Source organism: Parafrankia sp. BMG5.11 (assembly GCF_004337455.1).
Genome location: NZ_SJXI01000066.1, coordinates 17392 through 40855, shown reverse-complemented (window position 1 = coordinate 40855; position 23464 = coordinate 17392). Strand labels below are relative to the sequence as shown.

The 23464-nt window shown below is 72.6% G+C and carries 16 protein-coding genes and 1 pseudogene; 14 read left to right on the top strand and 3 right to left on the bottom strand.

Annotated features, from left to right (window positions below; all coding sequences use genetic code 11):
- Window positions 1-220: pseudogene (locus tag E0504_RS36930) on the top strand (IS5/IS1182 family transposase); the annotation flags it as partial.
- A 129-nt stretch (window positions 221-349) separates the two neighbouring features.
- On the opposite strand, the gene E0504_RS36925 reads toward E0504_RS36930, so the two are convergent.
- Together E0504_RS36925 and E0504_RS36920 are read right to left on the bottom strand one after the other, a co-directional pair.
- A complete protein-coding gene (locus tag E0504_RS36925; RefSeq protein ID WP_071060819.1) occupies window positions 350-943 on the bottom strand; it encodes a hypothetical protein in 594 nt (197 codons plus the stop codon).
- A gap of 649 nt (window positions 944-1592) precedes the next feature.
- On the bottom strand, window positions 1593-2234 hold the full coding sequence (locus E0504_RS36920; protein ID WP_131626766.1) for a hypothetical protein: 642 nt from the start codon (window positions 2232-2234) through the stop codon (window positions 1593-1595).
- A 161-nt stretch (window positions 2235-2395) separates the two neighbouring features.
- Here E0504_RS36920 and E0504_RS36915 point away from each other — a divergent pair, with 161 nt between their 5' ends.
- From E0504_RS36915 to E0504_RS36880, 8 genes are all read left to right on the top strand, one after another.
- Window positions 2396-3307 carry a phosphoribosylaminoimidazolesuccinocarboxamide synthase gene (locus tag E0504_RS36915; protein ID WP_112104730.1) on the top strand — a complete coding sequence of 304 codons (912 nt, stop codon included), beginning with the start codon at window positions 2396-2398 and terminating at the stop codon, window positions 3305-3307.
- A 133-nt stretch (window positions 3308-3440) separates the two neighbouring features.
- Entirely contained in the window at window positions 3441-5990 is a 2550-nt protein-coding gene (locus E0504_RS36910) for an MMPL family transporter (protein ID WP_235013588.1), read from the top strand.
- Window positions 5991-6236: 246 nt separating this feature from the next.
- Entirely contained in the window at window positions 6237-7319 is a 1083-nt protein-coding gene (panC, locus tag E0504_RS36905) for a pantoate--beta-alanine ligase (protein ID WP_112104728.1), read from the top strand.
- A 3-nt stretch (window positions 7320-7322) separates the two neighbouring features.
- On the top strand, window positions 7323-7772 hold the full coding sequence (gene panD / locus E0504_RS36900; RefSeq protein WP_112104727.1) for an aspartate 1-decarboxylase: 450 nt from the start codon (window positions 7323-7325) through the stop codon (window positions 7770-7772).
- Window positions 7773-7776: 4 nt separating this feature from the next.
- Complete coding sequence (locus tag E0504_RS36895) at window positions 7777-9564, top strand: L-aspartate oxidase (protein ID WP_112104737.1); 1788 nt, start codon at window positions 7777-7779, stop codon at window positions 9562-9564.
- Window positions 9561-10589, top strand: a complete 1029-nt coding sequence (gene nadC / locus E0504_RS36890) for a carboxylating nicotinate-nucleotide diphosphorylase (protein ID WP_112104726.1) — start codon at window positions 9561-9563, stop codon at window positions 10587-10589. Before E0504_RS36895 ends, nadC begins: the two co-directional genes overlap by 4 nt.
- Before the next feature lie 58 nt (window positions 10590-10647).
- Entirely contained in the window at window positions 10648-11409 is a 762-nt protein-coding gene (locus E0504_RS36885; protein ID WP_012157640.1) for a type III pantothenate kinase, read from the top strand.
- Window positions 11410-11586: 177 nt separating this feature from the next.
- The gene (locus E0504_RS36880; protein WP_112104725.1) at window positions 11587-12549 is read left to right on the top strand and encodes an SGNH/GDSL hydrolase family protein; all 963 of its coding nucleotides are present in this window, start codon (window positions 11587-11589) and stop codon (window positions 12547-12549) included.
- 9 nt (window positions 12550-12558) lie between these two features.
- Here the strand turns inward: E0504_RS36880 and E0504_RS36875 are convergent, their stop codons facing one another.
- Window positions 12559-13095: a flavoprotein gene (locus E0504_RS36875; protein ID WP_071060805.1), complete on the bottom strand. Its 537-nt coding sequence runs from the start codon at window positions 13093-13095 to the stop codon at window positions 12559-12561.
- Window positions 13096-13244: 149 nt separating this feature from the next.
- On the opposite strand from E0504_RS36875, the gene E0504_RS36870 reads away from it, so the two are divergent.
- From E0504_RS36870 to E0504_RS36850, 5 genes are all read left to right on the top strand, one after another.
- Window positions 13245-14759, top strand: coding sequence for a ParA family protein (locus E0504_RS36870; RefSeq protein ID WP_235013587.1), 1515 nt, complete (start codon window positions 13245-13247; stop codon window positions 14757-14759).
- 694 nt (window positions 14760-15453) lie between these two features.
- Window positions 15454-16488 carry a Fe-S oxidoreductase gene (locus E0504_RS36865; protein ID WP_131626765.1) on the top strand — a complete coding sequence of 345 codons (1035 nt, stop codon included), beginning with the start codon at window positions 15454-15456 and terminating at the stop codon, window positions 16486-16488.
- Between the two features lie 553 nt (window positions 16489-17041).
- Complete coding sequence (locus E0504_RS36860) at window positions 17042-19546, top strand: ATP-dependent Clp protease ATP-binding subunit (RefSeq protein WP_012157634.1); 2505 nt, start codon at window positions 17042-17044, stop codon at window positions 19544-19546.
- 195 nt (window positions 19547-19741) lie between these two features.
- Complete coding sequence (locus tag E0504_RS36855) at window positions 19742-21304, top strand: metallophosphoesterase family protein (protein ID WP_112104723.1); 1563 nt, start codon at window positions 19742-19744, stop codon at window positions 21302-21304.
- A 342-nt stretch (window positions 21305-21646) separates the two neighbouring features.
- Window positions 21647-23428, top strand: coding sequence for a PP2C family serine/threonine-protein phosphatase (locus E0504_RS36850; RefSeq protein ID WP_112104735.1), 1782 nt, complete (start codon window positions 21647-21649; stop codon window positions 23426-23428).
- The last annotated feature ends 36 nt before the right edge of the window (window positions 23429-23464 follow it).

The window sequence follows — 23464 nt, the reverse complement described above, 5'->3', positions numbered from 1 at the left end:
CCTGGCTGAACTCCGCAAACGCCAGGTGACACCAACCGGCCGCGCCCGGCTACGCGAACGCACCAAGGTCGAACACACCCTCGCCCACGTCGGCCACTGGCAAGGCCGCCGCGCTCGCTACCACGGACAGCGCAAGAACCTGTTCGACCTACGCCGCACCGCCGTCGTCCACAACCTCCACGTCATCGCCCGCCACAGGAACGATCAACAGGCAGCCTGACTACCTGACCGGCGCTCTAGGCGAAGCGGACGTACCGGGGCCGGACCGGACGGAAGGGCCTGGCCCTACCCGGTCCGGCCTGGCCCAGGCCGGTCGGGTCGGGTCGGGGGCAACGGGTGAAAGCCGAGGTCAGGTGTCGGGCCGGACGGGGTCCGGCCGAGTCGCCTCGGGCTGGGTGTCAAGGGCGCCGCGCAGCTCGTCGAGCTCCTCGGGCGCGACGAGGCCGCCCTCGGCCGCATGGTCGAGCAGGCTGGCCGCGGTGTCACGTGATCCCGACGCCAGCAGGTCGACGAGCGTGCGGGCCGCACTCGTCGCCCGCAGGCCGTGCACCTGCTCCTGCTGTTCGGCGGACATCGCGTCATACCACAGCACGACGCCCTTGTTCCGCCGCCGCGAGGAACCGGGTGGCAGGAGCAGGTGGATCGGCTCGTCGTCCGAGCACGGCGGCAGGGTTGGGAACTCGTGCAGGCGCGCTGCCGTCAGGCCGCAGAGGGTGGCGCACGGCAGGACGAGCAGCGCCGCCTGACAGCGCCCAAGATAAGTGTCGCAGGTGGGGACGACATATCCGCCCTGGACGGGATTGAGCCAGTCCTCGTTCTGGACCAGCTGATGTAGGCGATGGTCGGTAAGGCCGGCACAACGCGCCTGTACGCGCGTGAGCGCACCCTTCTGGCGGCACGCGACCGCCAGGGCCCGAGCAAGCGCGGGGTCGTGGCGACTCATGACTTCCACGGTGCCAGGAGCAAATCCAGCCGTGCGCCGATATCCAGCCCTCGATCGATGATCTGGCTGAAAATTCTTCGATAGCCAACCGTCAGGCGCACTAAAGATATAAGCACGAATACGATTTCCCAATATTTTTGTCTTCCGGTTTCAGAGGTAGGGATCCCGGGCAGGCGCCGGCGAGACGAAGGGCCGGGGGCAGCCCCGGAGGTCTCGACCCCGGGCCTCGTACACCCCGGCGACCCCTGGGGCCCGGCGACCTCTGTGCTCGGGGGCCGGGGAGCCTCGGAACCCGGGGCCGGCAGCCTCTGGACCTGGGGGCCAGGGGCCCAGCCTCCGGACCTCCGGGATCGGGCCTCCGGGATCAGGGATCGGGGGCCCGGAGATCGGAGATCACGGGTCGACGCCGCACACCCCGGTAGCCTGCTCGCCCTTTGGCATCCTTCTCGCTCTTTCAGGCAGGGTTCCACCGGAAAAGCCACCCGAAACGGCGAGAAAGAAACGAAAAGGCGAGTAGCCGAGCGCCAGAATCGGTCCGGACCAGCCCGGACCGACCCGGATCCCAGCCACCCGCCCCCCACACCGCACCTTCGCGGATGCCCGAATACCGGCCACGCCTGGCCGGTTGCCGGCTACTTCTGGGCAACGGTCAGTGGATGGCGACCTCCAGGCCGATCAGAATGATGCCGAGTAGGGCGATTCCCGCGGTGTAGCCGGCGAGTCGCCAGCGGCGTAGGCCTCCCGCGCGCCCGGAGAACAGGCCCCACGCGCAGAGCAGCAGCAGCGAGGTCCACAGTGCCGCCTCCTGCGCGTCACTGACGCTCGCGCCGGCCGCACGGGCGACTGCCAGCACGGCGAGCGGCAGGAACGAGGCCCGGACCATCGGCCAGTTCTCGACCAGCGCGCGCCGGGCGCCAGACCAGCCGGCGCCGGAGTCGGCGTCGGCGTCGGCGTCGGCGTCGGCGTCGGCGTCGGCGTCGGCGTCGGCGTCGGCTCGGCGATCGGCTACGCGCCCGATGCCGTCACCGGTGTCGTGCCGGACGCGGTGGCCGATGGCGTGGGCGTAGCCGTGTGCCAGCCAGAAGACGACCATTGTCGTGGCGACCGCGGCGATGATCTCGGCGGCCGAGTCCTGATCAGGGTCCTGGGCGGCGATCAGGCCGGCGGCCAGCACCGTCCCGTAGACGGCGTGCCGGGGATGACCGGTTGGCGGGAAGAGGATGGCCCGGGCCGCGGCGCGGAAGACGCCGTCGGCCGTTGAACCGCCCGCGGTGCCCCCGGCGCTCGCCACAAGGCGACATGCTGCCGGCGGCTGCCGGCATCCGCATCCCGACCAGGACCCCGGGCCGGTCGCCCCGGCCCGGGTCCGCCGCCGGGCAACCGAGCGGGGGCATCACGAAGAGGCACGTTGAGCGGGCGTCCCGGGCAGGAGGCTACCGGTACGGTCGGACCATGCCGCTGACACATGAGGAGTTCGCCGGGCTGACGCATCTCGGCTCGGGGAAGGTGCGTGAGCTGTTCGCGGTCGGGGATGACGCGGTGCTGCTCGTGGCGAGCGACCGGATCTCGGCCTTCGACGTCGTGCTGCCCACGGAGATCCCCGACAAGGGCGCGGTGCTCACCGGGCTCAGCCTGTGGTGGTTCGACCAGCTTGGTGATCTCGTCCCGAGCCATGTGATCAGTTCGAGTGTGGACGAGTACCCGGCGGAACTCGCGCCCTACGCCGAGCAGCTGCGCGGGCGCTCGATGCTGTGCCGCCGGCTCGACATGGTCCAGATCGAGTGCGTCGCCCGCGGTTACCTGACCGGCAGCGGCCTGAAGGACTACCGGAGCTCCGGCACCGTCAGCGGCCATCCGCTCCCCGCCGGCCTGGAGGATGGCAGCAGGCTGCCGAACCCGATCTACACGCCGTCGACGAAGGCACCGATCGGGGAGCACGACGAGAACATCAGCCGGGACGACGCGGCCGGCCGGGTCGGCGCGGAGCTGGCGGCCGAGCTTGAGCGGCTCACCCTGCAGATCTTCGGGCGGGCCAGTGATCTGGCCGCCGAGCGCGGGATCCTGCTCGCCGACACCAAGTTCGAGTTCGGCCACGACGCGGACGGCGTGCTGCGGCTCGCCGACGAGGTACTCACCCCGGACTCGTCCCGGTTCTGGCCGGCGGACGCCTGGACGCCGGGCGGCACGCAGCCGTCCTATGACAAGCAGTTCATCCGCGACTACCTGGTCAGCACGGGGTGGGACCGCAACCCGCCGGCACCGGAGCTGCCCGACGACATCGTCGAGTCGACGCGCGCCCGCTATGTCGAGGCCTACGAGCGGCTGACCGGGATCTCGTTCAAGGATTACCTGTCCACCGCGTGACCACCCCGCCGGCCGGGGGTTAGCCCCACCTGGGGTCGCGAGCGAACCCCACCGGGTGCCGGAGGATTTCGGCACCTCAAACCTGGTAGCTCTCCGCAGTGACCAGGAACGGTCGGAACGAGATCGTCGTTCCATGCGCACGAGACCTCCGACAGCATCGACGCCGCGCCGCTCACCCGCCCCGTCGGGGTCCGGCGCCTCGGACGGGCCGGCCGACCGCGGCCCACGCCATGCTCACCGGGCCGCGCCGACCGGCGCGTCCCCCGACAGCCCCACGCACGCCACCCACCTGGCCGCCCGCGCGGCCCGGTGGAGCGTGCGGCACCGCCGCCTCGCCATCGGCGGCTGGATCCTCGGCGTCGTGCTCGTCACTCTGCTGGGGAGCCTGATCGGGACCAGCACCCTCGGTGACGACGACTACAGCGTCGGTGAGGACGGGCGGGCCCAGAGCACCCTGGACGCGCACGGGTTCACCTCCCCCGCCAACGAGAACGTGCTGATCCAGCGGCCGGCGCAGGCTGCCAGCCCCGAGGAGCTGCTCGCCGACCCCGAGCTGCGGGCCGCCCTCGCGGACGTCGCCGCGCGGCTCGACGGCACCGGTGAGGTGACCAACCTGCGGGCGCCGATCGCGCTGCCCGGGGTGGAGGCGAACCCCGGGCTGGTGTCCAACGACCGTCGTTCGGTCATGGTGACCTTCGAGATGCGCGGTGACGAGGACACCGCCACCGACCGGATCGACCCGGTGCTGGCCGCCGTCGCGGCCGCGGCCGACGAGCATCCGGGGCTGCTCGTCGAGGAGGTCGGCGAGGCGAGTGCCGACAAGGCGCTCGGCGACACGATCGGCAAGGACTTCAAGCGGGCCGAGCTGCTCGCCATCCCGCTCACCCTCGGCATTCTGCTGGCCGTCTTCGGCGCGGTCGTCGCCGCGCTGGTGCCGGTCGTGCTCGCGCTGACCGCGTTCGTCGGGGCGCTGGGTGTCGTCGCCTTCACCAGCCGGCTGCTGCCCACGGACGAGACCGCGACCTCGGTCATGCTGCTCATCGGCCTGGCGGTCGGCGTCGACTACGCCCTGTTCTACATCCGCCGCGAGCGCGAGGAGCGGGCCGCCGGGCACAGCCCGCAACGCGCGCTGGAGATCGCCGCGGACACTTCGGGTCACGCCGTTCTGGTGTCCGGGCTGACGGTCGCCGTCTCGATGGCGGGCCTGCTGCTGACCGGGCTGAGCGTGTTCAGCGGGATCGCCGGCGGCACGGTCATCGTGGTGCTGATCGCGGTGCTCGGCTCGCTCACGGTGCTGCCGGCGGTGCTGTCCTGGCTGGGTGACCGGGTCGAGCTCCTGCGGCTGCCCTGGCACCGCCGCGCCGACGCCCGCGCCGCCGCCGCCAGCGCCCCGGGCGCGGACAGGAAGACCACGAGCACCACGAGCACCACGAGCGTCGCCGGCACCGCTGGCGTCGATCTGACCCGGCCCGGCCTGACGGGACGGCTGCTGCGCCGCCCCGGCATCGTCGCGGTGGTCACCGGCGGGCTGCTGATCCTGCTGGCAGTGCCCGCCCTGGGGCTGCGGACCGTCGAACCGGGCATGGACGACATCCCCGACGATCTTCCGATCATGCAGACCTACGATCGGGTCCAGGCGGCCTTCCCGGGCGAGCAGACGGCCGCGGTCGTCGTGGTCTCGGCCGCCGACGTGCGGGCGCCGCAGGCGGTGGGAGCCATCGACGCGCTGCGCGAGCGGGCGCTGGCCAGCGGAATGATGTACGAACCGATCACCACCGAGATCAGCGCGGACGGCCAGGTCGCCAAGATCTCGATCCCGATCGCCGGCGAGGGCACCGACGACGCTTCGCTGCGGGTGCTCGACACGCTGCGCGGGGAGATCATCCCCAGCACGATCGACCCGGTCTCCGGGATGTCGGCGGACGTCACCGGGTGGACTGCCGGTTCGGCCGACTTCAACGCCCAGCTCAACGGGCGCACCCCGCTGGTGATCGGGTTCGTGCTGGTCCTGGCCTTCCTGCTGCTGCTGGCCGCGTTCCGCAGCGCCATCGTCGCCGCGGCGGCCGTCGCGCTGAACCTGCTGTCGGTGGCCGCGGCGTACGGCCTGCTCGTGGTGGTGTTCCAGCATCACTGGGCGGACGGCCTGCTCGGCTACACCTCGACCGGGGCCATCACCAACTGGCTGCCGCTGATGCTCTTCGTGATCCTGTTCGGCCTGTCCATGGACTACCAGGTGTTCGTGCTCAGCCGGGTCCGGGAGGCCTACGACTCGGGCCTGCCGATGCGCGACGCGGTGCTGGTCGGGGTCCGGCGTAGCGCGGGGGTGGTGACCAGCGCGGCCGTGATCATGGTGGCGGTGTTCAGCATCTTCGCCACCCTGTCGCAGGTGAGCATGAAGCAGCTCGGCGTGGGGCTCGGCGCGGCGATCCTGCTGGACGCGACCGTGATCAGGGTGATCCTGATGCCCGCCGTCCTGACGCTGATCGGCGAGCGGGCGTGGCGCCGCCGGCCCGCCGCCGTCGCCGCCGCCGACGACGACCGGGGGACGGCCGTCCCGGTGCCGGCGGGTGACCGCCGGCCGCAGCTCCCGGCGCAGGCCCCCGCGCCCGCCGTGCCCCCCGCACCCGCCGGCCACGGCCCGTTCTCCGGCATGGGCGACTTCCCCCGTCACCGCCAGGACTGACCGCGCAGGTCCAGTCACCGATTCCGTCCAGTCACCGCCCCCGGTCGCGCCGTAGCGGCCGGGGGCGGTGTGTCTTCTCGGGTCTCCGGCCGCGGCGCGAGCCGGCCCGATGCCGTCCCGGCCAGGCTTGCGCGGCGAAAGACGGCCCGGTCACAGACCGGGCCGGGGGAGGTTGCATGCGGGTTACAGTGTCCGGCGACGTCCGGTACCCCATCCGAGGACTGGAACGGACAGATGCCTGTTCACATGCCTGCCCAATCGCCCGCCCGCCCGATTTCCGGGCCGGCCGCACCGACCTCGCTGCCCTCGCCGGCCGCACCGACCTCGCCATCGGCGTCAGCCGGACCGGGGGGCGGGACCACCGCCTCCGGATCACCGGTCCGAACGGGCCGGCCCACCGTCGCCCGCACCCGCGCCGAGCTCGCCGCCCTGCTGAGCGAACCCGCCGCGTCCCCCGTCGGGAACGGCCCCGCGCGGGGGGTGCGCGCCGTCGTGATGACGATGGGCGCCCTGCACCGCGGGCACGCCGAGCTGATCAGAGCGGCCCGGCGCCGGGCCGACCAGGTGGTGGTCACAATCTTCGTAAACCCGCTGCAGTTCGGGCCGGGTGAGGATCTCGACCGCTACCCCCGCACCTTCGAGGCAGACCTCGATCTCTGCGCGCGCGAGGGTGTCGACGCCGTCTACGCCCCGACCCAGGTCCATGATCCCGCACCGCTGGTCACCCTGAGTGCCGGCCCGCTCGGCGACGTCCTCGAGGGGGCGTCCCGGCCGGGCCACTTCGACGGGATGCTCACCCTGGTCGGCACGATGCTGCACCTCGTGCGCCCTGATGTGGCCTTCTTCGGCCGCAAGGACGCCCAGCAGCTCGTCTGCATCCGCCGGATGGTCGCCGACCTGGCGTTCCCGGTGGAGATCGTCGGAGTACCGACGGTGCGGGACACCGACGGTCTCGCCCTGTCGAGCCGAAACGCCTACCTTGGGCCGGAGCAGCGGCGCAGCGCGCTGGCGCTCTCCCGGGCACTGTCCGCCGGCACCGGGCAGGCTGGAGCGGGCGCGGCGGCCGTACTGTCCGCGGCCCGGTCGGTGCTGGCCGCCGAGCCGGGTGTGGGCGTCGACTACCTGACGCTGGCCGACCCGTCCGATCTCGGGCCGGTCGAGGTCGGGCCGGCGCTGCTGCTGGTCGCCGCCCGGGTCGGGAACACCCGGCTGATCGACAACGTCGAACTCGTCCTGACGGGGGCCGGGCCGGGCCCCGTCGACGACGAAGCCCGCAGCAAAGACCACAACGAGGCTCGCAACGACGCCGGCAAGGGCAAGGAGGTCTGACCGGTGTTCCGGACCATGCTCAACTCGAAGATCCACCGGGCGACGGTCACCCAGGCCGACCTGCACTACGTGGGCTCGGTGACGATCGACGCCGACCTGATGGCGGCCGCCGACCTGCTGCCCGGCGAGCAGGTGACGATCGTCGACATCAACAACGGCGCCCGGCTGGAGACCTACGCGATCAGCGGCCCGGCCGGCAGCGGAATCATCGGGATCAACGGGGCGGCTGCCCGGCTGGTCCACCCCGGCGACCTCGTCATCATCATCTCCTACGGGATCATGGATGACGCCGAGGCACGCCGGCACGTCCCGAAGGTCCTGTTCGTCGACGCGGAGAACCGGATCATCGGGCAGGGCGGTGATCCGGCGGCGGCGCTGCCGGGCGATCCGTCCAGCCTGCGGGGCGACGTCCTGGACCCGGCCGGCGCTCACGGCCTGGGCGGGGGGGCGTAGCGAGGTGCCTGTTCTTCCGCACCGACTCGGCGCGCCCCGTCCGGGCTGGACCAGGCACGCCGACATCGTGGTCATCGGGTCCGGAATCGCCGGGCTCACCACCGTGCTGCACGCGCGCGCGGCGAGCCCGGACAGCCGCGTCCTGCTGGTCACCAAGGCCCTGCTGGACGCCGGATCGACCCGCTGGGCCCAGGGCGGCATCGCCGCGGCCCTGGGCGTCGGGGACTCCCCGGCCGAGCACCACCGCGACACCCTCGTGGCCGGGGTCGGCCTGTGCGACCCGGTGGCGGTCGACATCCTGGTCACCGAGGGTCCCGCCCGGGTGCGGGAGCTCGCGGCGCTCGGCGCCCGGTTCGACCGGGAGCCCGACGGGGCGCTCTCACTCACCCGCGAGGGCGGCCACCTGCGCGATCGCATCGCGCACGCCGGTGGCGACGCCACCGGGCTGGAGGTGGAGCGCGCCCTGATCGCCGCCGTGCGCGCCGACCCGTCCATCGAGGTGCTCGAGCACGCGCTCGTCCTCGACCTGCTCACGGACCGAGGCGGGCGGGCGGTCGGAGCCACGCTGCACGTGCTCGGCGAGGGCAGCCGGGACGGCGTCGGCGCCGTGACGGCACGCGCGATCGTCCTGGCCACCGGTGGCATGGGGCAGATCTTCGCGTCGACGACCAATCCGGCGGTCTCCACCGGCGACGGGGTGGCGCTCGCCCTGCGTGCCGGGGCGGTCGTGACCGACCTGGAGTTCGTCCAGTTCCATCCGACGGCACTGTGGCTGCCTGAGCACGAGTCGGGCCAGCAGCCGCTGGTCAGCGAGGCTATGCGCGGCGAGGGCGCGCTGCTGGTGGACGCGGCCGGCCAGCGGGTGATGGCCGGCGTCCACCCGCTGGCCGACCTGGCGCCCCGGGACGTCGTCGCGAAGCGGATGTCGCGGGTGATGGCCGAGCAGGGGGTGCGCCACCTGTTCCTCGATGCCCGCCACCTGGGCACCGAGACGCTCCTGCGCCGGTTCCCGACCATCACCGCCCGGTGCCGGGCCGCAGGCATCGACCCGGTGACCACGCCGATCCCGGTGGCCCCGGCGGCGCACTACGCCAGTGGCGGGGTCCGCACCGACGTGTGGGGGCGCACGAGCGTCCCCGGGCTGTACGCGTGCGGGGAGGTCGCCTGCACGGGAGTGCACGGGGCGAACCGGCTGGCGTCCAACAGCCTGCTGGAGGGGCTGGTGTTCGCGGCGCGGATCGCCGAGCACATCGCCGGGCTGCCCGGGGTCCGCCCGGTGGACGGACCTGGCGGCACGCCGTCCACCGGGGAGCCGACGGGCGCGCGGGGATCGGGCCTGACCGATCCGACCGAGCGCGGTGCCCTGGCCCGGGTGATGACCGACGGGGCGGGCGTCCTGCGCAGCGCCGAGAGCCTGCGGGCGACGTCCAAGATGCTCGCCGGCCTCGGTGACCTGCGGGTCAGCGGGGCGACCGTGCAGGCCGGGCCGGCGGCCTGGGAGATGACGAACCTACGCACGGTGGCGACCGCACTGGTCGCGGCGGCGGAGCTGCGCACCGAGACCCGCGGCTGCCACTGGCGCGAGGACTTCGGCGCCCGCGACGACGAGCACTGGCGCGGGCATGTGCTGACCAGGCTGGATCAGGAGGGGAAGCTGATCGTGACCTACGAGGCACCGCCGGCCGAGGAACGGTCGAACGGGGCACGCGCGGCGCAGGGCCCGTCGGCCCGGTCGCAGGCCCCGTCAGCCCCGTCGGGCCGGTCGACGGCGTCCCAGGCGCGGTCGGCGTGAGTGGCGGGCGGCCGGGGCCGCCGCTCGGCCCCGACCAGCTTTCGGCCGCCGTCCTCGCGGGGCTGAAGTCCGCGGGGCTGGAGGCGGCGGCAGTCCTCGACGTGATCGGTCGGGCCCTCGCCGAGGATCTTCCCGTGGCCACGTCCCCGCAGGTCAGCGGGGCACCCCGGCCGGCGGACGAGGCAGCCCCGCCAGGTGGTGAGGCGGCCCCGCAGGTGGGCGAGCCGGCCTGGGCGGTCGACGCGACGTCCGCGGCGACCGTGGACGCGGCGCTGATCAGTACCGGTTCCGTGGTCTCCCGGGCGGACGGCGTGGTGGCGGGCGTGCCGGTCGCCGCGGCCGTGTTCGAGGTGCTGCTCGGCGCCGCGGTCACCGTGACGCCGACGCTCGCCGACGGGGACCGGGTCGTTCCGGGCACGGAGGTGCTCCGGGTGCGTGGTCCCGTCCGTGGGCTTCTCACCGCCGAGCGGACCGCGCTCAACCTGCTCTGCCACCTCTCCGGGGTAGCCAGTGTGACCCGGCTGTGGGCCGACGCGGTCGCCGGCACCGGCGCGGCCGTCCGCGACACCCGCAAGACCCTGCCCGGGCTGCGCGCGCTGGAGAAGTACGCGGTGCGCTGCGGCGGCGGGCGCAACCACCGGATGTCGCTGGCCGACGCCGCGCTGGTCAAGGACAACCACGTGATCGCGGCCGGCGGCGTGGCGGCGGCGTTCACCGCGGTGCGCGCCCGGTACCCGGACCTGCCCGTCGAGGTCGAGTGCGACACCGTCGAGCAGGTCGTCGAGGCGGTCGGCGCCGGAGCCGACCTGATCCTCTGTGACAACATGTCCCTGGACGAGCTGCGCGCGTCGGTCGCCGTCGCCCGGCCGGCCGGGGTCCTGTTGGAGGCGAGCGGCGGGCTCACCCTCGACGTGGCCGCCGCGGTGGCCGCCACCGGGGTCGACTTCCTCGCCGTCGGCGGGCTCACCCACTCGGCGCCCGCGCTGGACCTCGGCTTCGACCTCGCGGTGCCGGCTCCCCGCTGACGCCCGCGCACCGCGCGCACCCCACCCCCCGAGCGGACAGACCCTGGACGGCCGAAACATGCTGCTGACGATCGACGTAGGCAACACGAACACCGTGCTGGGTGTTTTCGACGGCGATCAGCTCGCCAACTCGTGGCGGGTCCGCACCGACCCGAGAGCGACCGCCGACGAGCTGGGCTGGCTCTACCGCGGCCTCCTCGGCGACCACCCGATCGGCGGTGTCTCGGTGTGTTCCACCGTGCCGGCCGCCCTCCGGGAGATCCGCCGGATGGTCAGCCGGACGTTCCCGGCGATGCCGACCGTCGTCGTCGAGCCCGGCACCCGCACCGGGGTGCCGATCCTCATCGACAACCCGAAGGAGGCCGGCGCCGACCGGATCATGAACACGCTGGCCGCCCACCACCTCTACGGCGGCCCGGCGATCGTGGTCGACTTCGGCACGGCCACGAACATCGACGTGGTGTCCGCGCGGGGCGAGTTCCTCGGCGGGGCGTTCGCGCCGGGCATCGAGGTCGCGCTGGACGCGTTGGCCTCCCGTGCCGCGCAGCTGCGCAACGTCGAGCTGACCACCCCCCGTTCGGTGATCGGCAAGAGCACCGTCGAGGCACTGCAGTCCGGGATGATCTACGGCGTCGTCGGCCAGGTGGACGCGCTGGTCCGCCGCATCCGGGCCGAGCTGGGCACACCGGCCACCACGATCGCCACCGGCGGCCTGGCCCCGCTGGTGATCAAGGAGAGCGAGACCCTCGACAATCACGAGCCGCACCTGACCCTGATCGGGCTGCGGCTTGTCTTCGAGAAGAACACCGAACCGCGCTGAGGCGAAGTCCGGGAAGACCCGGTCCGCGCCGTCTCTATCGGATTTCCGACAACCATCCGGGCGCCGCCGGACGGAACAGCCGGACTCCGCGGTAATCCGGTGACGCGCCGCCAGCTACATCCCCGTTCCGGGCAGGAAACCGTCCGGCACCGGCGTGCCCGGGTTAGCCTTTCCCTCATGCGGCACAGCACGGGGGCGACCTCACGATTCGGCGGCCCGCACGGCCCGCACGGCCGGCACGACCGGACGGCACTGTTCAACCGAACAGCGACGTTCAACCGAACAGCGCCGTTCACCTGGACGGTACTGTTCGTCTCGGCCGCACTGTTCGTTCTCCTCGGGACGCCGATGGGGACGGCCGGGGCGGCGACCGCGGCCCCGGGAACGCTGACCGTGGCCGCGCTGGGCGACTCGTACTCCTCCGGTGAGGGAACGCCCCCGTTCGAAGCGGCCTTCGCGAGCTGCCGCCGCAGCGCCGGGGCGTGGCCACGGCTGCTCGCCACCCTCGACCCGCCGGCCACCAACGTCCTGCACGCGGCGTGCGGGGGCGCGACGACAGAGGCCATGACCAAGCCTCAGCGGGGCTCTCCGCCCCAGCTCGAACAGCTGCGCGCCCTGCCGACCCCACCGGACGTGGTGACGCTGACCATCGGCGGCAACGACGCCGGGTTCAGCCAGGTCATGTTCAGCTGTGTCGCATGGAAGTGCTTCTGGGACGGCGACGACCGCCGCCGGCGGGACTACGTCGAGGACGTGCTTCCCGACGTCCTGGTCGCCACCTACAAAGAGGTGAAGGCCGCGGCGCCGCACTCCCGGATCGTGGTCGTCGGGTATCCCACCGTCGTTCCGCGGTCCCAGAGCGACAACACCTGCCGATGGCTCGACAAGAGTGAGCGCCGCCAGCTCGCCAGCCTGAACAACGCGCTCAACCGGACTATCCGCAGAGCGGCGTCCGACGCCGGTGTCGAGTACGTATCGACCGATCGGTCCCTGCGCGGGCATGAAATGTGCACCAAGGACTCCTGGGTGAATCCGATCGGCCTTTTCGGCGCGAGCCGGAGTCTCAGCGCCCATCCGACCCGGGCCGGCCAGGAGGCCCTGGCGAAAACCGTCCACAGGGCCCTCTTCGACGACCGCTGACGGCTGGCGTCAGCCCGCGGCGGACCGGAGCTCGGCGAGCACCCGGCGGGTGTCGGCCGTCTCCCAGCCGCCGGCGGCCAGGCCGGGATCGCGCGCCGTCCAGCGGTCGAGCAGCCGCACGCCGGCGCCGCGCAGCGTGCGGCACGACGCCGCGAAGGCCGGATGGGCCGCCTGCGGCTCCGCCAGGCAGGGCGCCGCGACGACCGGGAGACCGAGGCCGAGCGCCTCGGTGAGCAGCCCCAGCACGAGGGTGTCCGCGATGCCGGCCGCCCACTTGTTGATCGTGTTGAAGGTCGCCGGGACCACCACGAAGGCGGCCGGCGGCGGGAGGACGTCGGGCTGGCCCGGAAACTTGTAGTCGGTGCGCACGGGATGTCCCGTGGCCGCGGCGAGGGCAGGCAGGTCCAGCCAGGCGGCGGCCCGCGGCGTCGTCACGACGCACACGTCCCAGCCGTCCCGGCGGGCCTCGGTGGCGAAGTCCGCGGCGGCCAGCGCGGGCAGCGCCGCGCACACGACGTGGTAGAGCACTCGCGGTGAGGTCGTCATGGCTGCCAAGTCTCGGTGGCCGCGCCGTCTCGTCCCGCGGACTTGCCGAATCGGCACCGCGAGCGCGCCGACTGCGGGAAGAATGTCTCGTCCGTGCCACTATGAACGACCGGGGCCGCGGGATCCTCCGGTCGACGACGGGGAGGCGCATGTCCGCCGCAGTGGTCGCGTTCTTCAACAACAAGGGCGGCGTGGGCAAGACGTCCCTCGTCTACCACCTGGCGAACATGTACGCCGACCTCGGCCGGCGCGTCCTCGCGGCTGATCTCGACCCACAGGCGAACCTGACCGCCTCCTTCCTGGACGAGGACACGCTCGAACGCCTGTGGCACCCCGAGGCCCGGCGGTCCGCCGCACCGGCGCGAACCATCCACGGGATGCTGCGCCCGCTGATCGAGGGCACCGGCGACATCGCGCCCGCGCCCGGCCAGCTGGTCGGCGACAACCTCGTCCTGCTCCCCGGCGACCTGGAGCTCTCCGGCTTCGAGGACGAGCTCTCGCAGGCCTGGCCACGTTGCCTCGAGGGGCCCGGCAACCCCCGGGCCTTCCGCGTCATGAGCGCGCTGGGCCGGCTGGTGCGCGCGGTGGCCGACCTGCACGACGTCGAGATCGTGGTGATCGACGTCGGCCCGAATCTCGGCGTGATCAACCGGGCCGCCCTGGTGGCCAGCGACCATGTCGTCGTCCCGCTCGCCCCGGACCTGTTCAGCATGCAGGGCCTGCGCAACCTCGGCCCGGCCCTGCGGGCGTGGCGCGACGGCTGGGCCGACCGGCTGGCCCGGGCCCCGCGTGACGTCACAGGCCTGCCAGGTGGCGGTATGCGCCCCCTCGGTTACGTCATGCTGACACCGCACGGGCGCTCCGACCGGCCGTCACGCGCGCACAGCCGCTGGATCTCCCGCATGCCGACGGTCTACGCCCAGGAGGTCCTCGGCGTCGCTCCCCGGGTGCCGGTCGACATCGCCGTCGATCAGCACTGCCTGGCCCAGGTGCAGCACTACCGCAGCCTCATGCCGCTCGCGCAGCTCGCCCGGCGGCCGGTCTTCGCGCTGCGCCCGTCGGACGGCATCGTCGGAAGCCACCTGCAGACCACACAGCGCGCCTACCGCGACTTCTCCACGCTGGCCGTCCGGATCGCGCGCCGGATGGCCGAGGCCGAGCGGCGGCCCGGTCCCCGGGAGCTGGAGCCGGCGCCTCGGGTGGATCACCGCCCCGCGGGTGGACGGCCGCCGGGCACGAGCCCCACGGCAGGTCCCATGGCAGGTCCCGCTGCAGGCCTCACGGTAGGTCTCGGGGCGGGAGGCGGTCCGCGCCCGGCCCTCGGCCCCGACGCCGAGGTGGCCCTGAGTCGGGTTCCTCTCGCCCGGAGCGAGACCGCTCCGCGCGCGACGCTCGCCGCCGGCCCGGCCGCGAGCGTCTCCACCAGCCCGGTCGCGGGTCGGCCCGGAGGGCCGGTGGCAGGCCTACCAGCCGGGCCGGTCGCGGGTGCGCCCAGCGCGCCGGTCATAGCCGGCGCCTCCGTCGCCCCCGGGGCGAGCGTCGCCACCAGCCCGGACTCCGTCGGCCCGGTCTCGATGGCCGCTCCCCTGCCGCCGGGGCTGCCACCCACCGTCGCCATGCCCCGGGTGCGTCCCGACCGCCCCCGCCCCGGCCGCGCCGGCTGACTCGGCCAACTCCGGATCAGGGAACCGTGGCGCAGGTCGCGTCGGCGCCACCCCGGCCTCCCACTGTGATGCCGGACCGCCGAGGGCGCAGGGTATAAGGTCAACCTCACTTGCTGATCTCGTGGACATGGCCCTGGGTCGGGTCAGTCTCGGGTCAGGCGCGTCACAGGTCAGTTGGGTCACAGGTCAGATCGGTCACAGGTCGCCGAGTTGCCCAGTCGCGTAGGTCGGCCACGGCGAATCCGTCCGCGGTCGGTTCAGTGGTCCTGCGCGCGGGGCAGGCAAAGAAGATAGAAGGTGGCACCCGGCGGGCCCGTCCGCCGAGCCGTCGGCGGTCGGGCCGGGTCCACCAGGGCGGACGCGGCTGGGTAGTGGACGTTTCCGGGTGAACCCGGACATCACACGCGCCAAACCTTCGGCGGACTGTGACGAATCCATCTTGCCGACCGGCGAGCCCGGGACCAGCCGCGATGTTCTCGGCGCGGCGGCGGGTGGGCGACGCCGAGTTGACGGAGACGGTCAAGTTAGGCTTACCTAACACCATGTCTTCCGCAACGCCTCCCCGGTCGCACCCAGGGCCAGCGGCGGCCTTCCCGGTGGCAGTCCTCCCGACGAGGACCCTGTCCCCGACGCCGTGCCCGGCCCACCCGCCCAGCGGGACGGTGGCGGCGCGATCGACTGCCGGACCACGCAGATGATTCCGGCCCAGAACTGCGCGACCCGGCCCGTCGGCCTGGCGGGTTTCGGCTCCACCCTGCGAGCGGTGGCCCCGGCCCTCGACCACCGCCACGCGATCGCCGGGTCGCCCGAGCCGGCCGACGGCTGGATCGACGCCACCGACCTGCGCAGCCCCGCGGGGCTGGACGCGGCGCTCGGCGTCATCCGCGATCATCACCAGGCCAGCGCCGAGGTCGCCGTCAGCTACCTCACCGCCTGGTATGCGGCGACCGTCGTCGGGCCGGCCGTCACCGCGTTCGTCCTCACCCGCCGGATCCCCGACCTCGACCCGGCCGGGATCTCGGTGCGCTGTCGCGAAGGCGGCTGGTTCGACGCCACCGCGTTCCGAACGCGGCGGATGACGATCATGCACTCGGATCCCGTCCTGACGGCGCCGGTGCCGGCGCGGATCGCATCAGAACTGATCACCCAGGCCGGCGGCCCCGTCACCGAACAGGTGCTCCCGGCCGGCACCTACGACCGCTACCCGGACAGCGTCGGCCCCCCGGACAGCGCCAGTTACCCGGACAGCGTCGGCTACCCCGAGGGCATCACAGCGGACGACCCGATCGAGGTCGTGGAGGCCGTGGCCGACGTCGAGACGCTGCGCGCGCGGCTGGTGAGCCAGATCGTCGGCCACCTCGAGCCCGTGCTCGCCGACCTGCGCCCGCGGGCCCGTCTCGGCCACGCGGCGCTGTGGGGCGCCGTCGCCGCGCAGTGCGGCCGTGCCTTTCTTCTCACCGAACGGGTGAGTGGTGATCCCCACGCCGGCCGCCTGGAGGCGGACGCCTTCTTCGCGAGCGCGTCACCGCCGCTGCGGGCGAGACCGACCTGGCAGCAGTTCGTCCATCGCGGCCGGCCGTACACGGGCATGCGGCGCGGCTCGTGCTGCCTGGCGCACCGGGTCACCGCCGAGTTCTGCACGGCGTGTCCGTTCGTGGCCGCCGAGGAGCGCGAGAACCGGCTCCGGGAGTGGATCGACACCCAGGGTCCCGGCGGTCTGGCGGTGTGAGCCGACATCCACGGGGCAGGCTCGAACGAGGCCGGGCGTGGTCTGGCCGGACGTGGTCTGACCGGGCGCGCTCCGGTGGGATGCGCTCTGGTCGGATCTGGGCCTGGGCGCACCCGACCTGGTCAGACGTGATCTCAACGTGGCCTGAATCACACCGAAGGGCCACCTGAGTATCGGTTACCGTCGGTAGTGCTGGATTCGGGTCCAGCCGGTGGCCAGGGCCCCAGACACCCGTTCCCGCCACCGTTCCCGGAGCATCGCGGCTCCGGTTACAAGTTCTGATCATCTGCCCGTCGAGCCCCGGCCACGAACTGTCGGGGTCACCATGTCGTTCCGCTCTTGGCGGAACCACGTGACGGAATCACGCCTGGTCGGCCACGGTTGCGATGAACGTCTCCGCTGGTCGGCCGGCAATCCGGCCGCGACGCCGTCCCCGACGAGGGGGACGGTTCCGGCGGGTAGGTTTCTGTTCGATGCGTGAGGACATGCCTCGGCGGAGCTAGCATGCGGATACCGGCTGTCGTGTGGTCGGTCGCAGCTCGAAGGAGCGCACATGTTCGAGAGGTTCACCGACCGGGCACGTCGGGTCGTCGTCCTGGCCCAAGAAGAGGCCAGGATGCTCAACCACAACTACATCGGGACCGAGCACATCCTGCTCGGCCTGATCCACGAGGGCGAGGGCGTCGCCGCTAAGGCCCTCGAGTCGCTCGGGATCTCGCTCGAGGGTGTGCGGTCACAGGTCGAGGAGATCATCGGGCAGGGTCAGCAGGCGCCGAGCGGGCACATCCCGTTCACGCCCCGGGCCAAGAAGGTCCTCGAGCTGTCCCTGCGTGAGGCTCTCCAGCTCGGCCACAACTACATCGGCACCGAGCACATCCTGCTCGGCCTGATCCGCGAGGGCGAGGGCGTCGCCGCCCAGGTGCTGGTCAAGCTCGGCGCGGACCTCAACCGGGTCCGTCAGCAGGTCATCCAGCTCCTGTCCGGCTACCAGGGCAAGGGCGACCCGGCGACCGCCGGCGCCCCGGCCGAGGGAACGCCGTCGACCTCGCTGGTCCTCGACCAGTTCGGCCGCAACCTCACCGCGGCCGCTCGTGAGTCCAAGCTCGACCCGGTCATCGGGCGCGAGAAGGAGATCGAGCGCGTCATGCAGGTGCTGTCGCGCCGGACGAAGAACAACCCCGTCCTGATCGGCGAGCCCGGCGTCGGCAAGACCGCCGTCGTCGAGGGGCTCGCGCAGGCGATCGTCAAGGGCGAGGTCCCCGAGACCCTGAAGGACAAGCAGCTCTACACCCTCGACCTCGGCGCGCTCGTCGCCGGGTCCCGCTACCGCGGTGACTTCGAGGAGCGGCTGAAGAAGGTCCTCAAGGAGATCCGCACCCGCGGCGACATCATCCTGTTCATCGACGAGCTCCACACGCTCGTCGGTGCGGGTGCCGCCGAGGGCGCGATCGACGCCGCCTCCATCCTCAAGCCGATGCTGGCGCGCGGGGAGCTGCAGACGATCGGCGCGACCACACTGGACGAGTACCGCAAGCACCTGGAGAAGGACGCCGCTCTCGAGCGGCGGTTCCAGCCGATCCAGGTCGCGGAGCCGTCGGTGGCGCACACCATCGAGATCCTCAAGGGTCTGCGCGACCGGTACGAGGCGCACCACCGCGTCTCGATCACCGACGCCGCCCTGGTCGCCGCGGCCTCCCTGGCCGACCGCTACATCTCCGACCGGTTCCTGCCGGACAAGGCCATCGACCTGATCGACGAGGCCGGCTCCCGGATGCGCATCCGCCGGATGACCGCTCCGCCGGACCTGCGGGAGTTCGACGAGCGCATCGCGAACGTCCGCCGGGACAAGGAGTCCGCGATCGACGCGCAGGACTTCGAGAAGGCCGCGTCGCTGCGCGACAAGGAGAAGACCCTGCTGGCCGAGAAGGCCAAGCGGGAGAAGGAGTGGAAGGCCGGCGACATGGACGTCGTCGCCGAGGTCGGCGACGAGGAAATCGCGGAGGTCCTCGCGATCTGGACCGGCATCCCGGTCTTCAAGCTCACCGAGGAGGAGACCGCGCGTCTACTCCGCATGGAGGACGAGCTCCACCGCCGGGTCATCGGCCAGGAGCAGGCCATCAAGGCCGTCTCCCAGGCGATCCGGCGCACCCGCGCCGGCCTGAAGGACCCGAAGCGCCCCGGCGGCTCGTTCATCTTCGCCGGCCCGTCCGGTGTCGGTAAGACGGAGCTGTCGAAGACGCTGGCGGAGTTCCTCTTCGGCGACGAGGACTCGCTCATCCAGCTCGACATGTCCGAGTACATGGAGAAGCACACCGTCTCGCGGCTGGTGGGCTCCCCGCCCGGCTACGTCGGGTACGAGGAGGGTGGCCAGCTCACCGAGCGGGTGCGGCGCAAGCCGTTCTCCGTGGTCCTCTTCGACGAGGTCGAGAAGGCCCACCCGGACGTCTTCAACACGCTCCTGCAGATCCTGGAGGACGGTCGCCTGACCGACTCCCAGGGCCGGCTGGTCGACTTCAAGAACACCGTCCTGATCATGACGTCGAACCTGGGCACCCGGGACATCTCCAAGGGCCCCGGCATCGGGTTCGCCACCGGCCAGGGCGCGGTCGACTACGAGCGGATGAAGGCGAAGGTCCAGGACGAGCTCAAGCAGCACTTCCGGCCTGAGTTCCTCAACCGGATCGACGACATCATCGTCTTCCACCAGCTCTCCGAGAACGAGATCATCCAGATCGTGGATCTCATGCTCGCCCGGGTCGACAGCCAGCTGAAGAACAAGGACATGGCGCTGGAGCTCACGCCGGCCGCCAAGGCGCTGCTCGCCAAGCGTGGCTACGACCCGGTGCTCGGCGCCCGGCCACTGCGCCGGACGATCCAGCGGGAGATCGAGGACATCCTGTCCGAGAAGATCCTGTACGGGACGCTGCGTCCCGGCGAGATCGTGGTCGGCGACGTCGAGGGTGAGGGCGAGGAGGCGAAGTTCGTCTTCCGCGGCGAGCCGAAGCCGAACTCGGTGCCGGACTCCCCGCCGATCGACCTCGCCAAGTCCAGCGAGTGACATCGGGCCGCAGGACGCCCAGCGCGTGAGGTGACGGCCGGTTCCGCCTTGGAGCGGGCCGTCGCCCACCCGGGCCAGACCCATCCGAAGGGCGGTTGCGCGCCAGCGCAGCCGCCCTTCGGCGTGAGCGGCCATCAGCAACCAGCCGTAGCCATTCGCAGCCAGCCCCGTAGCCAGCCGTAGCCACCGGAAGTCATGCCTCACAGCCTTCGCGGTCCACGACGTTCCCGGTCACGATCCTCCGAGTCGCCGGCCTCCGCACCACGAGACGCCGCACCACTAGACGCCGCACCACGCGACGCCCCGCCGCGGCCCGGCGGAGGGCCGTCGCACGCCGAGCACGGGGTGCACCTCGCCTTCGGCGCGGATCCGGCGACGTCGATGGTGGTCTCCTGGATCACCAGGGAGCCCGTCGTCCGGCCGCTGGCCCGGGTGGTCACGGGCACCGCCGAGGCAGTCCGCGAGGTCGGGGCCGGCACCAGGTCGTACACGGACGCGGTTACCGGGTGGGAGATCTACGCGCACCACGCGCTGCTGGACGAGCTGGCGCCGGACACCGAGTACACCTACGAGATCACGTACCAGACCACGGCGGCCGGGGTCGTCCGCGAGGTGGGCCGGGCGTCGTTCCGGACGGCCCCCCGCGGCCGGGCCGCCTTCACCTTCGCCTGCTTCGGCGATCACGGCACCGACGCGTCCGACAACCCGTTCGGCACGCCGGCCTCCAGCGCGCTCGTCGCCGGCGTCGAGCGGGTGGACCCGCTGTTCACCCTGGTCGACGGCGATCTGGCCTATTCGAACGTCAGCGACGTCCCGCCGCGGGCCTGGGCGGACTGGTTCGCGATGATCAGCACCTCGGCCGCGCGCCGCCCGTGGATGCCGAGTGTCGGCAATCACGAGACCGAGCGGGGAAACGGAGCGCTGGGCCTCGCCGCCTACCAGACCTACTTCCAGCCGCCGGACAACGGCGAGGAGCCGTACCTGGCCGGCCTCTGGTACGCCTTCACAGTGGGTGGCGTACGGTTCGTCGTGCTCAGCGGCGACGACGTCTGCTACCAGGACGCCGGCCGCGTCTACCTGCACGGCTACAGCTCGGGTCGGCAGACCGCCTGGCTCGAGCGGCAGTTGGCCGAGGCCCGGGCGGACCAGGCGGTCGACTGGATCATCGTGGTCCTGCACCAGGCAGCAGTCTCCACAGCGGAGTTCCACAACGGCGCGGACCTCGGCCTGCGCGAGGCCTGGCTGCCGTTGTTCGACCAGTACGGCGTCGACCTGGTGATCTCCGGGCACGAACACCACTACGAGCGCACACACCCGCTACGGGGGGTTGTGGACGGCAGCGCGACGCTGACCCCGCGGCCGGTCCCGGGCTCGGTGTCCGTCGCGGGGGGCGGCGGGGGCGGTACTGCCACGCTCGACACGTCCGCCGGGACGGTGCACATGCTGATCGGCACCGGCGGCTCGTCCACGCCGTCGGCCGGGCAGCTGTTCGACCCGCCGGCCTGCCGGGTGGTCGTCGGGGTGCGGGAACGGGAGCCCGGGCAGCGGCAGCGCTCCTCGATCCGTGCGGTCGAGCCGGCCCCGTGGCTGGCGGCCCGCTTCCCCGAGCATCCGTACGCGTTCGCCGCGCTCACGGTCGATCCGGGCGAGCCGGGCGGGACGACCCGCATCCAGGTCACCGTCTACGACTCGGCGGACGCCGTGCCCGTGCCCTTCGACACCTTCACCCTCGCCCGCCCGCGCGCCGACGCGACCTGATCCGCCGCGCGCCAGGCGACCTCCCCGTACCCGCCCGCCGACGCGACCTCATCCGCCGCGCCCGCTCGGCGCCACATCCCGACCCGTTTTCGGGATCGACAGGCCCTTCCGGTGACGCCGCACTTCCGGCGATACTGACCTTTGGGTGATACGGACGGGAACCCGACACCTGCTGCCGGTGACCGGCAGGCCCCTGACGCGGCACCGGTGGAATCAGCAGCTTTCTGTCGCAGTCCTGACACCGGCCCGGTCTTCGCCGAGTTGTTGCCTTTGGTTATGTATGGAGACGGCTGCCGACACGTCCTATAGCGTGATCGGGTTGTCGTGGCGGGGACGGAGGCCATGGGTAGCTCACTGGTACCGATCATGCTCATCGTGGTGCTTCTGGTGGGCGCGGTGGTTTTCGTCGTCCTGTCCAGTCGCGCACCACGCACCGGCTACGGATCCGGGCGCAAGCGCTCGCTGGAGACGAGACGCTCGCGGCCCGGCAGCATCCCGCTGCGCGACGCCCCGGAGCCGTCGGCTCCGGCCGCGCCGGACACGCGCGCGCCGGACCCGCAGTCACCAGACGGCGTCGTGCCCGGCTTCACCGCGCCCGCGAGCGCTCCCGCCGCGGTGGAGGTGGCGCAGGCCGCGGACGGCACGAGTCGCGGCACCGGCAGCGCGGCCGATCCTGGCCCGGACACCGGCTCCGCCTGGAGTGACGGTTCCGCCTGGGACGACAGCGGGTGGGGCGACGCCGACGCCACCCGCATCGACAGTCTGCGCGATCCCGGCCACGGGCCTCCCGGCACGGCGGGAAGTACAGCGAACGACACCGACACGGTCGCGTCCGCTACGGAAAGCGGCGGGACCGGAGGTCACAATATCGGTGGCGCGTACACGTCACGCGCCGATACCGGCGCGGCGCCGGCGGATCCGTCCCATGCGGGGGCGTACTTCGCCGGAGCCGCACAGCCCGGCGGGCCCCACGCCGGTGCCCACGGCACGGGGGGTATCGACGTGAGTGGACTCGACTCAGGCGGCAGGGACACCTACATGAACGACAGCCGAGACCCGGACGCCACCGGGTGGACTCCGCCCCCCAGCGGGCGCCCGCACCATGGCGAGACGGACGACGCCGCCTACCGGCTCGCGGTCGACGACCACGACCCGCTCGCCGGTGGCTTCCCGCACCAGGGGTCGTCGGGGTACTCCGGACCGGCCTCCTACCCCGACCCGACGGCCGGCGAGACGATGCGGATCGGCTCGACCGCGCCGACCGGGCCCGGCGCCGACGGGTACGGGGCGGCCCCGGTGGGTGGCGAGACGGTCTGGGGCGCGCCGCCCGCGGCGGCCTCACCTGCGATGACCGCGCCGACCGTGCCCACCCCCGACCCCTCCGCGCCCGGCCTGGTCGCGGCCGAGCCGGCCCAGACCACGGCTCCCGCCCTGCGGCTGGCCGCGGCCGGCCGCACCCGGCGCGGCAAGCGCGGCGGCCCCAACGAGGACGCCTACGTCGTGTCCGACGGCCTGCTCGCCGTCGCCGACGGCGTGGGCGGGGAGGCCGCCGGCCAGATCGCCTCGACGCTGACGGTCACGACGGTGGCCGGGTTCCGTCCCCAGTACGCCGAGGACCCGGCCGACGGGCTGCGCCAGGCGGTCGCCCGGGCGAACCAGGTCGTGCGGGAGAAGCCCCGGCAGGAGCCGTCCTGGCGAGGTATGGCCTGCACCCTCGACGTGGTCATCCTCGGCCGCCAGCAGTCGACGGGCGAGACGCTGTTCATCGCCCACGTCGGCGACAGCTCCGTCTGGCTGCAGCCGCAGAAGGGCCGACCGCGCCAGGTCACGACGCCGCACGCCATCAAGAACGGCCCGCTGCTCAACGCCATCGGCCTGGCCGACCGGATCGAGGCCGACATCCTGCGCGAGGCGGTGCGGGCCGGTGACCGGGTGATCCTCGCCAGTGACGGCATCACGAAGGTGATGACCCCGGAGCAGCTGCTGGGGCTGATGACCGAGCTCGGCCCGGAACCACCGGAGCGGGCCGCGGACGCCCTGGTCGAGGCGGCACTGCTGGCCGGCGCCCGCGACGACACGACCATCGTCGTCGCCGACCTGGTCTCGGAGCCGTCGGCGCGATGACGGCTCACCGCCCGGAGTGACCGCCGGCGGTTCCCG

Bases quoted from the DNA above. Each gene is read 5' to 3' on its own strand.
- E0504_RS36925 (WP_071060819.1), bottom strand. From the start codon at position 943: ATGAGTCGCCACGACCCCGCGCTTGCTCGGGCCCTGGCGGTCGCGTGC.
- E0504_RS36915 (WP_112104730.1), top strand. From the start codon at position 2,396: ATGCCGCTGACACATGAGGAGTTCGCCGGGCTGACGCATCTCGGCTCG.
- E0504_RS36910 (WP_235013588.1), top strand. From the start codon at position 3,441: ATGCGCACGAGACCTCCGACAGCATCGACGCCGCGCCGCTCACCCGCC.
- panC (WP_112104728.1), top strand. From the start codon at position 6,237: ATGCCTGCCCAATCGCCCGCCCGCCCGATTTCCGGGCCGGCCGCACCG.
- E0504_RS36885 (WP_012157640.1), top strand. From the start codon at position 10,648: ATGCTGCTGACGATCGACGTAGGCAACACGAACACCGTGCTGGGTGTT.
- E0504_RS36880 (WP_112104725.1), top strand. From the start codon at position 11,587: ATGCGGCACAGCACGGGGGCGACCTCACGATTCGGCGGCCCGCACGGC.
- E0504_RS36875 (WP_071060805.1), bottom strand. From the start codon at position 13,095: ATGACGACCTCACCGCGAGTGCTCTACCACGTCGTGTGCGCGGCGCTG.
- E0504_RS36870 (WP_235013587.1), top strand. From the start codon at position 13,245: ATGTCCGCCGCAGTGGTCGCGTTCTTCAACAACAAGGGCGGCGTGGGC.
- E0504_RS36865 (WP_131626765.1), top strand. From the start codon at position 15,454: ATGATTCCGGCCCAGAACTGCGCGACCCGGCCCGTCGGCCTGGCGGGT.
- E0504_RS36860 (WP_012157634.1), top strand. From the start codon at position 17,042: ATGTTCGAGAGGTTCACCGACCGGGCACGTCGGGTCGTCGTCCTGGCC.
- E0504_RS36855 (WP_112104723.1), top strand. From the start codon at position 19,742: ATGCCTCACAGCCTTCGCGGTCCACGACGTTCCCGGTCACGATCCTCC.
- E0504_RS36850 (WP_112104735.1), top strand. From the start codon at position 21,647: ATGGGTAGCTCACTGGTACCGATCATGCTCATCGTGGTGCTTCTGGTG.